Source organism: Panacibacter microcysteis, from assembly GCF_015831355.1.
Classification (GTDB): domain Bacteria; phylum Bacteroidota; class Bacteroidia; order Chitinophagales; family Chitinophagaceae; genus Panacibacter; species Panacibacter microcysteis.
The window spans coordinates 1,703,139-1,717,917 of the sequence record NZ_JADWYR010000002.1 but is presented as its reverse complement, the minus strand read 5'-3'; the positions used below and the strand labels follow the sequence as shown (position 1 = coordinate 1,717,917).

Annotated in this window: 18 protein-coding genes; 5 read left to right on the top strand and 13 right to left on the bottom strand. The window is 42.2% G+C overall.

The features are described 5' to 3' along the window. Nucleotides 1-56 precede the first annotated feature (56 nt). From I5907_RS19110 to I5907_RS19060, 11 genes are all read right to left on the bottom strand, one after another. Complete coding sequence (locus I5907_RS19110) at nt 57-329, bottom strand: hypothetical protein (RefSeq protein ID WP_196992389.1); 273 nt, start codon at nt 327-329, stop codon at nt 57-59. Nucleotides 330-446: 117 nt separating this feature from the next. Beyond that, nucleotides 447-719 carry a hypothetical protein gene (locus I5907_RS19105; protein ID WP_196992388.1) on the bottom strand — a complete coding sequence of 91 codons (273 nt, stop codon included), beginning with the start codon at nt 717-719 and terminating at the stop codon, nt 447-449. Between the two features lie 116 nt (nt 720-835). Beyond that, nucleotides 836-1,150, bottom strand: a complete 315-nt coding sequence (locus tag I5907_RS19100) for an iron-sulfur cluster assembly protein (RefSeq protein WP_196992387.1) — start codon at nt 1,148-1,150, stop codon at nt 836-838. Between the two features lie 2 nt (nt 1,151-1,152). Continuing rightward, nucleotides 1,153-1,581 carry a SufE family protein gene (locus I5907_RS19095; protein ID WP_196992386.1) on the bottom strand — a complete coding sequence of 143 codons (429 nt, stop codon included), beginning with the start codon at nt 1,579-1,581 and terminating at the stop codon, nt 1,153-1,155. Between the two features lie 226 nt (nt 1,582-1,807). Beyond that, nucleotides 1,808-3,055: a SufS family cysteine desulfurase gene (locus I5907_RS19090; protein ID WP_231402171.1), complete on the bottom strand. Its 1,248-nt coding sequence runs from the start codon at nt 3,053-3,055 to the stop codon at nt 1,808-1,810. Nucleotides 3,056-3,128: 73 nt separating this feature from the next. Continuing rightward, nucleotides 3,129-4,445 carry a Fe-S cluster assembly protein SufD gene (gene sufD / locus I5907_RS19085; protein ID WP_196992385.1) on the bottom strand — a complete coding sequence of 439 codons (1,317 nt, stop codon included), beginning with the start codon at nt 4,443-4,445 and terminating at the stop codon, nt 3,129-3,131. A 60-nt stretch (nt 4,446-4,505) separates the two neighbouring features. Next, nucleotides 4,506-5,270: a Fe-S cluster assembly ATPase SufC gene (gene sufC, locus I5907_RS19080; protein ID WP_196992384.1), complete on the bottom strand. Its 765-nt coding sequence runs from the start codon at nt 5,268-5,270 to the stop codon at nt 4,506-4,508. A gap of 286 nt (nt 5,271-5,556) precedes the next feature. Further along, the gene (gene sufB / locus I5907_RS19075; RefSeq protein ID WP_196992383.1) at nt 5,557-7,002 is read right to left on the bottom strand and encodes a Fe-S cluster assembly protein SufB; all 1,446 of its coding nucleotides are present in this window, start codon (nt 7,000-7,002) and stop codon (nt 5,557-5,559) included. Nucleotides 7,003-7,031: 29 nt separating this feature from the next. Further along, nucleotides 7,032-7,358 (bottom strand): HesB/IscA family protein, encoded by a 327-nt coding sequence (locus tag I5907_RS19070; RefSeq protein WP_196992382.1) that lies wholly within the window; start codon nt 7,356-7,358, stop codon nt 7,032-7,034. 168 nt (nt 7,359-7,526) lie between these two features. Further along, nucleotides 7,527-8,804, bottom strand: a complete 1,278-nt coding sequence (locus tag I5907_RS19065) for a DUF885 family protein (protein ID WP_196992381.1) — start codon at nt 8,802-8,804, stop codon at nt 7,527-7,529. 264 nt (nt 8,805-9,068) lie between these two features. Then, on the bottom strand, nt 9,069-9,593 hold the full coding sequence (locus I5907_RS19060) for a YdeI/OmpD-associated family protein (protein WP_196992380.1): 525 nt from the start codon (nt 9,591-9,593) through the stop codon (nt 9,069-9,071). Nucleotides 9,594-9,638: 45 nt separating this feature from the next. Between I5907_RS19060 and I5907_RS19055 the strand changes: the two genes are divergently transcribed. Both I5907_RS19055 and I5907_RS19050 read left to right on the top strand, forming a co-directional pair. Continuing rightward, the gene (locus tag I5907_RS19055) at nt 9,639-10,613 is read left to right on the top strand and encodes a glycosyl hydrolase 53 family protein (RefSeq protein WP_196992379.1); all 975 of its coding nucleotides are present in this window, start codon (nt 9,639-9,641) and stop codon (nt 10,611-10,613) included. Nucleotides 10,614-10,770: 157 nt separating this feature from the next. Next, complete coding sequence (locus I5907_RS19050) at nt 10,771-11,490, top strand: carboxypeptidase-like regulatory domain-containing protein (RefSeq protein WP_196992378.1); 720 nt, start codon at nt 10,771-10,773, stop codon at nt 11,488-11,490. 6 nt (nt 11,491-11,496) lie between these two features. Here I5907_RS19050 and I5907_RS19045 read toward each other — a convergent pair whose 3' ends face one another. Both I5907_RS19045 and I5907_RS19040 read right to left on the bottom strand, forming a co-directional pair. Then, nucleotides 11,497-12,285 (bottom strand): DUF3298 and DUF4163 domain-containing protein, encoded by a 789-nt coding sequence (locus I5907_RS19045; protein ID WP_196992377.1) that lies wholly within the window; start codon nt 12,283-12,285, stop codon nt 11,497-11,499. A 14-nt stretch (nt 12,286-12,299) separates the two neighbouring features. After that, entirely contained in the window at nt 12,300-13,028 is a 729-nt protein-coding gene (locus tag I5907_RS19040; protein WP_196992376.1) for a 3-keto-disaccharide hydrolase, read from the bottom strand. A 275-nt stretch (nt 13,029-13,303) separates the two neighbouring features. Here I5907_RS19040 and I5907_RS19035 point away from each other — a divergent pair, with 275 nt between their 5' ends. The 3 genes from I5907_RS19035 (at nt 13,304) to I5907_RS19025 (ending at nt 14,758) form a co-directional block, all read left to right on the top strand. Next, nucleotides 13,304-13,606 carry a hypothetical protein gene (locus I5907_RS19035; protein ID WP_196992375.1) on the top strand — a complete coding sequence of 101 codons (303 nt, stop codon included), beginning with the start codon at nt 13,304-13,306 and terminating at the stop codon, nt 13,604-13,606. A 203-nt stretch (nt 13,607-13,809) separates the two neighbouring features. Beyond that, nucleotides 13,810-14,301, top strand: a complete 492-nt coding sequence (locus I5907_RS19030; RefSeq protein WP_196992374.1) for a YajQ family cyclic di-GMP-binding protein — start codon at nt 13,810-13,812, stop codon at nt 14,299-14,301. 205 nt (nt 14,302-14,506) lie between these two features. After that, nucleotides 14,507-14,758 (top strand): type B 50S ribosomal protein L31, encoded by a 252-nt coding sequence (locus tag I5907_RS19025; protein ID WP_196992373.1) that lies wholly within the window; start codon nt 14,507-14,509, stop codon nt 14,756-14,758. The last annotated feature ends 21 nt before the right edge of the window (nt 14,759-14,779 follow it).

The following is a 14,779-nucleotide window of genomic DNA, read 5'->3' as shown; positions in this document are numbered from 1 at the left end:
TACAAATAAAAAAGCTAAGATGATCTCTTAGCTTTTTTATTTGGTGTTTGAACTAATTAAGGACAAAGTAATTCCATCTGATCCAGCAGCATTTGCGTTTGCTCCTTCTGGGCGTCTGGTATACACGAGCTGCCCAGGTAATCTATGTAAGCGTTTTTCAGGCGCTCACAATTTGCCGGGCTGTCGTCGTTAACATACGCCATCGATGCATCAGACACTTCTTTAGCCATAGCCGTACAATCCGGGCCTGCAGCATCTTTTTTACAACCTGTGGAAATGAATAATACAGTGAGGAACGCAAGGCACAAGCCTGAGATAGTTTTTTTCATGTTTAAGATTGATTGGGTTTATAATGGCTGCAAAATAAAGCAGCATCCTGGTTTTAAAAAAGCGGATGCGATAATTCGTAGCGGTTTAAGTGAGATTTAAGACCAGTAACACCGTGCTCAGGGGCAAATTTCTTTTAGTAAAGACAATTGTTTCTGTGCACCGCTGCGTTGTTCTGCCGGTATGCACGAACTGTTGATGTATGTTATATACGCAGTCTTTAACGCACTGCAGTTTTGTATAGTAGGGTTGGCATTATACGTTAAACCTGCGAGTGAAACCTGTGTTGCAAGCGTGGTACAATCTGGTTTGGGCGTTTTATCTTTTGTGCAACTATTAAAAACAAGTATTGTGATGGAGAAGGCAAATACCGCGGTCAATGTTTTTTTCATACAATAAAGAAGGTTTTTCATGATAGTAAAGTGATGCTAAATTATATTAGAACCACTTTTAATATCATTAGCATATAATTAAACCATCTTCTTTAAGTAAGAATTAATGTCAGAAGTTATAAAAATCCAAGCTCAAGTTTGGCTTCTTCTGTCATCATATCCCTGTTCCATGCCGGATCGAATGTAAGCATAACGTTTACGTCTTTAACACCGTCTATACTTCTCACCTTGCTATCTACATCCATAATAATTTCACCTGCAACAGGGCAGCCGGGTGCTGTTAACGTCATGGTGATGTTTACATAACCATCTTCTTTTATGTCAATGTTGTAAACCAGCCCAAGATCGTAGATATTCGCCGGCATTTCAGGGTCGAATACGGTTTGCAATGCTTCAATGATCTTTATTTCAAGTGTTATTTTATCAATCATGATTAACCGGCATTTTCTTTTGTTTTAATGGCAATAGCATACAGCTTCATTTGCTTTATCATCGATACCAACCCGTTTGACCTGGTAACTGAAAGATGTTCTTTTAAACCAATCTGGTCAACAAAATAAAGGTCTGCATGCATGATCTCATCCGGCGTATGGTTACTCAATACACGAACAACCATGCTTACCAAACCTTTTGTAATGATGGCATCGCTGTCTGCAGTAAAAATCACCCTGCCACCGCTATAGTCAGCATGCAGCCAGACCCGCGACTGGCAGCCTTTTATAAGATTGTCATCGGTTTTGTATTGGTCTTCAATCAGCGGCAACTCTTTGCCCATCTGGATGATGTTCTCATATTTCTCCATCCAGTCACCAAACAGTGAAAACTCTTCTATCAGTTCGTCCTGTGTTTCATTTATCGTCATAAAAACCTGGATATTTTTTTGTAGCAGGCTGTATTACTACTATTAAACTTTTGTTGTGTCACTCACTTGTACTGCTGTGCATCACTCAGCAAGATGCGACCTTGCAGACTGTTGTAATTGCCCCTTCAGCATCTTTGCTTCGCACTTGATCATTTCACAACAGAACGTACAAGAGTGCGACGCAACAGGCGATGCCATATTTACCTGCAGCCGGGCTACTGCACATCTAACTTAACATAGCAGCGGCTCTTTTTACTGCTGCCACCAGTATATCAATTTCCTCTTTTGTGTTGTAAAAAGCAAAAGATGCACGCACAGTGCCGGGTATAGCGAATATGTCCATCAAAGGTTGTGTACAATGGTGGCCCGTACGCACAGCAATACCAAGTTTATCAAGTATAACACCTACATCATACGGGTGAATGTTGCCTATAACAAATGAAACAACACTTGCCTTGTTGTCTGCAGTGCCAATGAAACGAATGCCTTCTACCTCAGCAAGTTTTTCTGTAGCGTATTGCAGCAATTCATGCTCGTATTGCCTGATGTTTTCCAGCCCTGTTTCATTGATATAATCGATAGCTGCACCAAGGCATACAGATGCTTCTATATTTGGCGTGCCGGCCTCAAATTTAAACGGCAGGTCGTTGTAAGTTGTTTTTTCGAACGACACGGTTTTGATCATTTCTCCGCCGCCCTGGTATGGGGGCATTGCATTCAGCCATTTTTCTTTACCGTATAGAATACCAATACCTGTGGGCCCGTACATCTTATGGCCTGAAAATGCGAGAAAATCTGCATCCAGCTCCTGCACATCAATCGGTATGTGTTGTACAGCCTGCGCTGCATCCAGCATAACGGGTATGTCAAATGCATGCGCTGCAGCAATTATTTCCTTTACCGGGTTTATCGTGCCCAGAGAATTAGAAATATAATTTACAGCAACAAGTTTTACTTTTTCATTTAGCATGGCATTGAAGGCGTCCATCAGCAATTCACCTTTTTCATTGATGGGTATTACTTTCAACGTTGCTTTCTTCTCTTCGCACAGCATTTGCCATGGAACAATGTTGGAATGATGTTCCAGGGAAGATATGATGATCTCATCTCCTTCGTGTACAAATTGTTTTCCGTATGAGTGCGCAACCAGGTTAATGCTTTCGGTAGTGCCGCGTGTATAAATTACCTCGTAGTCGTGTGCCGCGTTTATAAACGCAGCAATTTTCCTTCTTGATTCTTCGAAAGCACCAGTTGCTTGCTGGCTTAATGTATGCACACCACGGTGTACATTGCTGTTAAGGTGCGTGTAATAATGTTCTATTGCTTTTATAACCTTCCATGGCTTTTGAGAAGAAGCGGCATTGTCAAAATAAACAAGCGGCTTGCCATTTACTGTGGTCTGGAGAATGGGAAAATCTGCGCGGATCTTTTGTATATCTATTGCTTCGTTTAGTAATGTTGTTGCTGCTGTCATAAAACCTGTTTTGCTGCCAGTTACCGCGTTACGCTACCGGTAACTGGCAACCGGCAACAACACGTCAATATGTTTATTTCAATCCTTCTTCGAGCAGGTGATTGATATATTCCTGCACCTGTGGCAATGGAATTTTTTCTGTAACGTCAAAGGCAAATGCGTGTATAAGAAGAGCTTTGGCTTTTTCTTCGCCAATACCCCTGGCCTTCAGGTAAAACAATGCATCATCATTAAACTGGCCGATGGTAGAACCGTGGCTGCACTTTACGTCATCTGCATATATTTCAAGCTGTGGTTTTGAATCTACCACTGCTTTTTTGCTCAGCATAAGGTTGTTGTTCTTTTGAAAGGCATTGGTCTTTTGTGCATCTTCCCGCACAAATATCTTTCCGTTAAAAACGGCCAGCGCTTCATCTTTCATAACTCCCTTATACAATTCATTGCTCATGCAATGCGGTTTGCGGTGATCAACAACGGTATGGTTGTCCACTACCTGTTGTCCGCCGGCCAGGTAAATGCCGTATAAATGACTTTCAATATTTTCACCATTGAGGGCAATGTTGAAGTTGTTGCGCAATAAACCAGTGCCGGGAAATGATGCTTTATAATTGTTGTACACGCTTGTGGCCTCTTGTGCAACTTCTGTATGGTGTACGTACCTTGTTTGTTCTTTGCCTGTCTGTATATAGTAATGATGCACATTCGCCTGCCTGTCTACCGCTATTTCTGTAACAGTATTCACAAATACTTTTGCCTGGTTTGCACTTGCATATGTTTCAATGATGCTGACTTCTGCAAAAGCGCCTGCCACAAAAAGATTACGTGGCTGAATAAACAGGTTGTGCTCAGCAGAAACAATATGTATAATATGTACCGGTTTATCAACAACTGTTTTGTTCTTTACTTCAATATAAAGACCGTTGCTGAACAAAGCCGTGTTCAATGCTGCAAAATGAAACTTGCCTGTTTGTACATACCTGCCAAAATGAGCTTCAAACAGGGGCCTGTTCATAGCAGCGGATAAGGGCGCTATGTATAAGCCATCTGCATAGTTAACATCAGATAATTCCGGGCGAAACTGGCCATTGATGGTAATTATCTTATAGCAATCAAGACCTGGTATGGTGGCATTTTCAATAGTCTTTTCATCGGCTGATAAAACATCTTCTTCCGGTTCGGTAATAAATGATTCTTTAAGAACAGGAGAGAGGTTCACGTATTTCCAGTCTTCCACTTTTGTGTTTGGAAAAGCGAGTCTTTTAAAATGTGCAAAACCATCTTTTCTCAGCGCCTGCACATCCTGCGTTTCAGACGATGCAGACAAAATGGATCGTAATTCAAAGTCAGCAATAAGCTGATCGTATAATGATGTTGTAATTTGTTGGATCATCTTGTTGGTATGTAAATACTCAAATCATTGTAACAATGCCCTGTTAAAAGCGTACCTTATTTATGCCAGCTCAGTTGCCTTGGAAGTTTCTTTCAACCAGTCGTATCCTTTTTCTTCCAGTTCCAGCGCCAGCTCTTTACTACCTGTTTTTACAATCTGTCCATTATACAAAACATGCACAAAATCCGGCACTATATAATCCAGCAGGCGCTGGTAGTGCGTAATAATGAGGAAAGCATTTTTATCAGACCGCAATTTGTTTACGCCTTTTGAAACAATTCGTAAGGCATCAATATCCAAACCAGAATCAGTCTCATCCAGTATAGCCAACTTTGGCTCCAGCATGGCGAGCTGAAAAATTTCGTTTCGTTTTTTCTCACCGCCCGAAAAACCTTCATTTAAAGAGCGGTTGGCCAGCGCCGCATCAAATTCTACGAGTTTTTGTTTTTCCTTTACGGTTTTTAAAAACTCTTTGGCTTCCATTGGTGGTAAACCACGGTAAGCCCTTATCTCACTCATCGCCGTTCTAAGAAAATTGATGTTTGATACACCTGGTATTTCAACAGGGTATTGAAATGCCAGGAACACACCTTCTCTTGCACGATCTTCAGGAGAAAGGTCTAAAAGATTTTTACCATCAAACCAGGCTTCACCTCCGGTCACTTCATAGTTTTCATTGCCTGCAAGTACAGATGCCAATGTGCTCTTCCCGGAACCATTGGGCCCCATGATAGCATGCACTTCGCCTGCTTTTATTTCGAGGTTTAAACCTTTTAAGATCTCTTTTCCTTCTACAGATGCTCTCAGATTTTTAATACTTAACATGTGTTCCTGATTAAATGCTGGATTATTGTTGTTTTTTATGTTACAAGCTTTTACCTGTTTACTCATCGCCTGTTGTGTCACTCACTTGTGCGGCTGAATATACATGAGCATGGTGCGAAGCCGCTAAGTGAGAAAGACGATTACCAGTTGCAGACTGCTTTCTGACGTTTGGTGTTGCCGAGCCTTGTACCGGAAGTACAAGAGTGCGACGCAACAAAAGCCCAATGCTTATTCAACTGCCGGGTTCAACACCAATGTTCTTCTGCTAACCGACCCGTGATATTGCTTAGCCCACGCTGCCTTCCAAAGAGATTGCCAACAATTTTTGCGCTTCTACTGCAAACTCCATCGGCAACTGGTTCAACACTTCTTTTGCATAACCATTTACGATTAACGCTACTGCTTTTTCTGTTTCTATACCCCGTTGGTTAAGGTAAAAGATCTGGTCTTCGCCAATCTTGGATGTGGTAGCTTCGTGCTCTACTATTGCGGTGCTGTTTTTCGATTCAATGTATGGGAATGTATGTGCACCACAACGATCGCCGATCAGTAAAGAATCACATTGTGTAAAGTTGCGCGCATTTACAGCACCTGTACCTACCTGTACCAGACCGCGGTAACTGTTCTGACCATTACCGGCAGAAATACCTTTCGAAATAATACGGCTGCGGGTGTTTTTACCAATATGGTACATTTTCGTACCGGTATCTGCAATCTGCTTGTTCTTGGTAAGCGCCACGGAGTAAAATTCGCCCACAGAGTTATCGCCACGTAAAATACAGCTTGGGTATTTCCATGTAATAGCAGAGCCGGTTTCTACCTGTGTCCATGATATTTTCGAGTTTACACCTTTACAAATGCCACGCTTCGTTACAAAATTGTAAATACCTCCTTTGCCGTCTTTGTCGCCTGGATACCAGTTTTGCACAGTGGAATATTTAATCTCCGCATTATCCAGCGCAATCAATTCTACTACTGCTGCATGCAACTGGTTTTCGTCGCGCATTGGCGCTGTACAACCTTCCAGGTAGCTTACATAACTTCCTTCATCTGCAATAATCAGTGTTCTTTCGAACTGGCCGGTATTCTGCGCATTGATGCGGAAGTAAGTAGAAAGCTCCATGGGGCAGCGTACACCTTTTGGTATGTATACAAAAGAGCCATCTGAAACAACCGCTGCATTCAATGCAGAAAAGATATTATCAGTTATAGGCACCACGCTTCCCAGGTATTTTTTCACCAGGTCGGGGTGCTTTTGAACAGCCTCGCTGAATGAGCAGAAAATGATACCCATTTCTTCCAGCTTATCGCGGAAAGTGGTTTTAACAGAAACGCTGTCAAAGACCACATCAACCGCTACGCCGGCAAGGGCTTTTTGTTCGTTGATGGGAATGCCCAGTTTTTCAAAAGTTGCCAATAACTCAGGGTCAACTTCATCAAGACTGTTATAAGAAGGTTTTTTTGTAGGAGCCGCGTAGTAAGAAATATCCTGGAAATCTATGGACGGCATGTCAAAATTTTGCCATTGCGGCATTTCAGATTGCTGAAAATGTTTTAAACCCTTCATACGCCACTCCAGCAACCACTCAGGTTCATTCTTTTTGGCCGAGATAAAACGCACCGTGTCTTCATTCAGACCCTTGGGTGCTATTTCCATCTCAATGTCTGTTACAAACCCATACTCGTAGGGTTCGCTGGTCAACCGCTCTAATATATCGTTGTTGTTACTCATGTTCCTTTTTCAGGTTTCAAAATGCAAATTTACACTGCAAAACTTTCTCCGCAACCACAGGTTCTGGTAGCGTTGGGATTATTAAAGAATAAGCCTTTGCCATCAAGCCCACCTGTATAGTCGAGTTCTGTACCGTAGAGGTACAGCAGGCTTTTAAAATCTACTACAATCTTAATGCCTTTGTCTTCATACATTTCATCACCTTCTTTTGTCATGGTGTCAAAGTCAAGTTTGTATTCCAAACCAGAACAACCACCGGCCTTCACGCCCACGCGTACAAAAGTGCCCGGCTCTTTGTGTTGCTCGGCCAGCAGGTGATCGATGTAATTTTTTGCGTTGTCTGATACTGTTATCATTGTAGTTATCCGTTTAAATACAAACAACAAATACGTTGCCTGTATGTTCAAAACTGCCATTTTGTATTTGGTGCATTGATTTTGTGGACATAATGTACAGGGGCGGCAGTTTTAAGCTGCAAAATAACTCCATTAACGGCTTAAACGTTTACGTATAACAGAAAAAAATTAACGGGTGGCAGTGGAGATGCCGGAAGTATGCGCTGATGCTGATTTGCGAAAGACGTTCTTTTTAACCATAAAAAAGGGAAGAGCGCCTTTTTTCAGGAGCCTGTCGTGGAAGTCGCGTATGTTAAAAGATGATCCTTGTCTTGCCTGCAGTTCTTTTTTCCATTGTACAAAGAGCATACAGCCATAACTGCATGCCACAGCATGAGCGGGCAGGTGTTTTACTGCATAAATTTCCTGTTGCACGTTCCCAACGCCGGCTGGCATATATGCCTGCCAGGTGTTTATGGCTTTATCATCTGCCCAGCCATAAAAGTTGATCCCGATATCTAAAACGGAACGAACGCAACGCAACAGCGCACATTGCAACTGGCTAATTTCTTCGTAGAAACTGCTGTACACGTCCATTTCTTTGCCAAGGGTTTCTGCATATGCAGCCCAGGCATTGGTAAAGTTATCATACCGGAACAATGCCTGTACAGGGCTTTTGACCGCCCTGGCAGCCAACTGCTGCTGGTAATAAGCGCCGGGTAATAGCTTATATAGGTACATGCTGGTTACATGTGTATGATATTGCTCACCGGGGTGATTGCCAGGCAACAGCTTTTCATCTGCAAAGCCAACAGTAAATGCTGATGGCTGGTTAAACAACAAAGGCATTTTGCTGTGTATAAGCCGGGCAGCATTTGCAACCGCAGTTGACTTGCCGGTGTCAGTTTCAGGGGCAAACGCACGGTCCTGCATATGTATAATCAACTGCTGCAGAGAGAGACCATGGGCTGCTGCCAATGTATCAATTTGCCGGCCCAGGCGCGTTGCTTCTTCAGAATCATTGAGAAAAATTTCATCTGCATTAACATTCTCGCCTGTATATCTGTTTAATAAATATGTATACCATTCTTTACCATGAGGAATTTGGTAAATATTACCAGATGGAATAACAGACGGCTTTTCCTCAGCCCATTTTTTTTCGAGTGCCAGCCTTTGCAGGTTAAGATTGGTCTCAAATTTCATCATGTCCAGGTCAAGTAACTCTTCCTCACCAAGCCAGAGATTGGCAAAACCGGCTATCTTCTTTTCTGCGTCCCTGAAAAAAGCCAGTTGTTGCTGAATGTCTGGCAGGCGGGGTATATTTTGAAGATTGTCTGCATATGAAGGTGCCGCAGGACGTATTTCAAGTTTTTTATATGTTGTTACAAAGGCGTCGCGAAAAGCCGCAAAATCCCGGGAAGGTTGGCCATGCATGCAGCACGAAAGCACGCAGGCATAAACTACCATGCAAACTTTTTTCATAACAATGATTCAGTGAATGGATAACCTAATTTACTCTACCGATATTCATTAAACCTTAACTGTTTACCGAAGCATGAGTATCACGGCTTAAGACATTGATCTTTTGTTTTTATTATGAACCCGGCAGCAGTGCATACATGAGGCTGCTGTTGCGTCGCACCCTTGTACGGTTGCAACTTTATTCAGCTGAAGCGAAGATTAGTGCGAAGGGATGAAAACAATATCAATAAAAGAAAAATCTGATTTATATCACCTGCCTTTCAGCATTTCGTTTTCTTTTTTAATAGACCTGATCATTGTACCAAAATCAAGTTGCCTGGCGAGGGCATTCACTGCCTGGGCAATACGCTTTGTTTTTGTTTGTATCGTTTTTGCTTCATTTATCCAGTTAATAAAGTATAGCCGGTGAGATTTTGCCAGTCCAAAGAAAAAATCATACGCGCCGGGTTCATCTTTCAGACATTCTATAAAATCCTCAGGCGGTTGTATTTCTTTATTGTCTGCTTCAAGTGTGGCAGTAACCATAGCTCCCTGTTTTTTGCCAATGCCTTTCCTGGTGGCAGCATTTAAGGGCATAATAAAATCTCCGCCACCGGCAGGCATCAAAGCCAACCGTTCAATGGCAAACTCGTCCAGTCTGCCTTTTACGCGAAAACTTTTTTTATTGCCCGGCATCAGTTGTTGTGCAATATCAGCAGGAACTATAATATATGTCCAGCCTGTTTTTTCACCCTGTTGGTCAAACTTAAGGATCACAGTTGTAAATTGAACCATAAACTAAATTTACAAGCTTATATGCTTTTTAAAGGATTGTTTTGCGTGTCATTCGTACTACTTGTTTCAGCCGCACTTTTTGCACAAAAAGACAAAGCTGAAAAGATTTTGGGTGCAGATATTTCTTTTCTGCCTGAACTGGAAGATAAAGGCATACGTTTTTCGGTTGACGGTAAAGAAGACGACGCAGTAAACATATTGAAACAGTCCGGCTTCAATTACGTTCGGCTGCGTATTTTCAACGATCCGGGTGCAGACAGCGGCTACAGCCCGGGAAAAGATTATTGCGGGCTAGAGCAAACAAAAGTAATGGCCAAAAGAATAAAAGCCGCAGGGCTCAGATTCCTGCTTGACTTTCATTACAGCGATACATGGGCCGACCCCGGAAAACAGTTTAAGCCGGCAGCATGGGAAGATCTTACTTTTGACCAGTTGCTGGTGGCGGTGGAGGGTTATACGAAAGATGTACTGACAGAACTGAAAAAGCAGGGTACCCTGCCAGATATGGTGCAGGTGGGAAACGAAATCAATCATGGTTTTATATGGCCCGATGGCAAAACCGACGATATGGACAAAGTGGCTGCTTTATTTAAAGCAGGTACCAACGGCGTAAAGGCCGTGGATCGTGCAATACCTGTGATGCTGCACATTGCCTGTGGTGGCCAAAATGCAGCATCACGCTGGTTCATAGACAATATGCTACAGCGTAATGCAACCTTTGATGTTATTGGTCAGTCTTATTACCCTCAATGGCACGGAACATTAGATAGCCTTAAATATAATTTGGAAGACCTTTCAAAAAGATACAAACAGGATGTTGTGGTTGTGGAGTATACCTACAAGAAAACTGAGGTGAATGATATTGCGTTTTCCCTGCCGGCCAAAAACCTGAAAGGCACTTTTATCTGGGAGCCGTTAAACACATGGGAGTTTATCTTTGAGCAGGATGGCAAGGCAAATGATCTGCTCAAACTTTATCCTGCCATAGCAAACAAATACAACATCAGGCTGTTGAAATAGCAACAGCCTGTAACAAGGGAGCGGCGTGGCATATGTTGCAGCGCGTTATGGTGTACAAGAGTGCGACGCAACAAATGCCCAATAGTAGCAATGCAGGCTGGCTCATAAATTGTATTAACAACTTATACAATAACAGGTCTCATCAATAATAACATCTATGAACGTAAACATCACGAAAACATGCCTGCTTTTTTTGTTAACGATATGCATGTTGCCGGTAATGGCACAGCGTAAAGCTATAACGGGTTTAGTTACCGACAGTCTTTCTGCGGCACCGCTGGCAGGTGTGCAGGTAACGAACCTTACCACGAATAAAAAAGCGACTGCAAATACAAACGGTCAATTTACGATTGGGGCAGATGTGAATGATGTACTCTATTTTACAAAAGACGGCTACAGGTTTAAAACTTTTGCCTACAGTTTATTGATGGATGGCACGCTGGATGTAAAAATGTCTCCACTTGCAAATGTATTACCCGGCGTATCTGTGCGGGCAGACTATAACAAGTACCAAAGCGATAGCATAAAGCGACTGGACGATTTTAATAAAGACATGGTTAGCCCGAAATATAAGGCAGTGCAAAATAACTCCAACGGTGCAGGCGCGGTTATAAACCTTGACAGGCTCTCCAGCCGTGAAAAACAAAAGCGCCGTGCAGATAAATTATTTAAGCAGCATGAAGAAGAAGCATACATACGCTATCGTTTTTCTCCCGACCTCGTAAGTGAATATACCGGTTTAAAAGGCGACAGCCTTGAAAGATTTATCAATAATTACCGGCCTGGTTACGACTGGCTGCGCAAACACACTACTGAAGAAGACGTGTTTTATTACATCAATGACAAACTGAAAGACTACTATCGCAGAAAAGAGTAAAGATTATTATGGCATCCATTCTTTTTTTATAACGCCTTCGAGTTGGCTGTAAGGTATTGTGTAAGACATAATGCCAGATGCATAGGGTGCCACTTCATACTGGTTGTAGGTCATTAATAACCCTGTTTTGTCAAAGCCAAAAGCGGCAGGTAGTGGCAGGTGGGAACTGTCTATAAAAAACCCGGCCTGGTTCCACGATTGTGTTGCCGGAATCTCTTTGGCTTTTCTCAACGCTGCTTCACTTATTTTTACCAGGGTATCTTTTTTGCCGGCTTCAATCACTTCATTCCACGTAAGTTGTTTGCCTGTTTTATCGAAGTTATAGTAAACTGTTACCGCACTGCCATGTGCGCCACCGGTGTAAGAACCAATGTCAAAACGCACTACAAAGAGTTTGGGTGTATTTATCAATACATCAGCATGTGCATTGTAAAACCAACTGTTCATAGCAGGGTAATTGCCCATGTCTGTTGGCCTTACAACAAAGCTGTCTGCGAATGCTTCTGCAGTTGGTTTATTGTTGAATAATCCTGCACGAAGCGCTTTGTTTATACTGTCAGCTAATACGCCTGTAGTTGAAATTACCGGGTACGTAATGGTTGCATGATACAGGAAACCGGTATCTTTTATGGTAGCGTTTGTTTCTTTCCTGTTAACGGTGTTGTAACTGTATACCACGGTATCGGCCGTAATATTCTCAACGGCTGCAGTATCGTTTCCAGGGTTTTGTTTGTCATTTGCCGGTCCGCAGGCAAACAGCATAAGAGCAAAAAGAAAGGGAAATACATTTTTCATAGAAGCAACACTTATTATAAAAGTTTAATCTTGATGTTCCTGAAACAAACACCGGTATTTTCCACACCGCTATGAGAGGCCTGGAAAGCGATATGACCTGTTTTAGACGCACCATAACCAGGTGCATCTTTCCATTTGCCTTCGGCTTTTGCCTTTTTCCAGGCATCGCTGTAAAGGTCGTATTCCACCACTTTTTTACCATTCAGCCAATGCTCCACGTGGCCTTTGCTCACTTTTATAACCGTATGGTTCCATTCGCCGGGTGCCTTTACAGCGCTTACCATAGGAACGTTCATAGCATAATTGGCACCGGTTTTCTGCCAGTCCTGCAATTTCTCAGGAAAGCCGTCATCATCTATCAGTTGATATTCCGGGCCACTCAGCTCAGCCCCATCGTAGTCTTCGGTAACCATATACATAATACCACTATTGCCTTTGGGGGAAATCTTCCAGTCAATCTGCAACTCAAAATCGCCAAACATATCATTGGTAATAATATCAGGATTGCTATGGCCTTGCGGTTTGGTACTGCACAGCATTCCATCAACAACCTGCCACGAAGAGCCGGTCGCATTTTTAAATGTGCGCCATCCATCAAGGCTTTTACCATCAAACAAAAGTTTCCAGCCCTCTGCCATTTCTTTTTTACTTAGCTGGTTAAGGATTGCAGAGTCTTTTGGTGTGGCATTAACGGTCAATGTAACAAGGGCCATCACAAAAAGTAACAACAAATAATTTTTCATATGTATAAGTTAAGCAGGCTGAAGATAAGGAATAAATGTTTTTGAACTTAGCTGCATTGCTGCTATCGGCTTTGGTTGTGTCACTCACTTGTACCGCAGAGCTATATTCGGCAACGGGCTGCCCTGTTGTGTGTTTATCAGCCTGGTGCAGGTGTTGCTTGTCAATAGGGGAAGAAGATTCAGGCAAATATTGTACAACTTTTGGTGCGCGGTTGCGAAGATTTGAAATGGGCTACAGCGTAACTTTACCGTTACCCATCAAAAAAAAATCAAACATGAAACGGTTGACTGCCATTTTACTTTTATTCATTTTTGCGGCATGTAACAATAATCCATCACCGGCAGAAACAGAAGCCCGTCTGAAACAAACCATGCTTTCATACCTTTTCAAAGAGAATGCAAAAGGTGATACATCTGCCATAAAATTCAGGATAGACAAAGTCTATTACTTCGATAATAAGGTCAACTATAACTGCGAATTTTACGTACATATGGTTATACCCGGCAAGGTAGATACCACCGGTGTAATGAAAGCAATTGTAAGTAAAGATTATACAGATGTAAAAAGACTGTATTAGTGTTTCTGCCGCAACATTTGAAGCGCTTACCGCAAACGGATAATTTTAGTGATTGAACCTGTATAACTTCATAACAGTAACGAAACTGAATTTGGTGTTTTTCATAGGTTAACAATGGCCTGCTTTTTCCAAAGCGGGCCTTTTTATATGTTCATTTTTACATAAACCCTGTTAACTTTGCCGTTCTCAAAAAACACTTTGTTATGCCATCATTCGATATTGCCAGCAAGGTAGACCTGCAAACTTTAGATAACGCTGTTAATACGGTAAAAAAAGAAATCAGTAACCGTTTCGATTTTCGTGATTCACCCGTTTCCATAGAACTGAATAAGAAAGACTACGTGGTAAATGTGGAAGTGGAGAGCGACATGAAGATGAAACAGGTAATCGATGTGATCATCAGCAGGGCCATAAAGCAGGGAATAGACGGTAACGCTTTCAACTTTGAAAAAGATGCTTACCCGAGTGGTAAGGTGGTAAAGAAAGAAATACCTGTTACCAATGGTCTTAAACAGGATGATGCCAAAAAGATCGTAAAGCTTATCAAAGATTCGGGGCTAAAAGTGCAGGCACAAATAATGGATGAAATAGTACGTGTGACGGGTAAAAAGATCGATGACCTGCAGGACGTGATTGCAATGCTGCGTGGCAGCGACCTCAAAATTCCCCTGCAGTTTACCAATATGAAATCTTAGCGTGCGGTGTAACCGGAGCGCTGCAGATGCCATACAAGCGGAACGCTGAACGGAGCGACGCAACAGGTGATGCCATGAAAAGAACAGCCGGCAACATAAATTCGCCTTTTAAATTGAATTTGGATAAAAATGCGCAGGTGCTTATCTTTGCGCTCCAAAATTTTTAAATTGTACGGCAAAATCCGTGCAGCCTAAAATCATACAAATGAAAAAAGGTCTCCATCCAGAAAGTTACAAATTTGTTGTGTTTAAAGACATGAGTAATGGTCAGGCATTCCTTGGCCGTTCCACAGGTGGTTCCAAAGAAATGACGAAATGGGAAGATGGTAACGAATACCCGCTGATAAAGCTGGAAATTTCGAACACATCGCATCCATTCTATACCGGTAAGAATGTACTGGTAGATACTGCGGGACGTATCGACAAATTCAAGAAGCGTTACGAAAAGAAAAAATAACCTTCTTATAATGAAATCCCT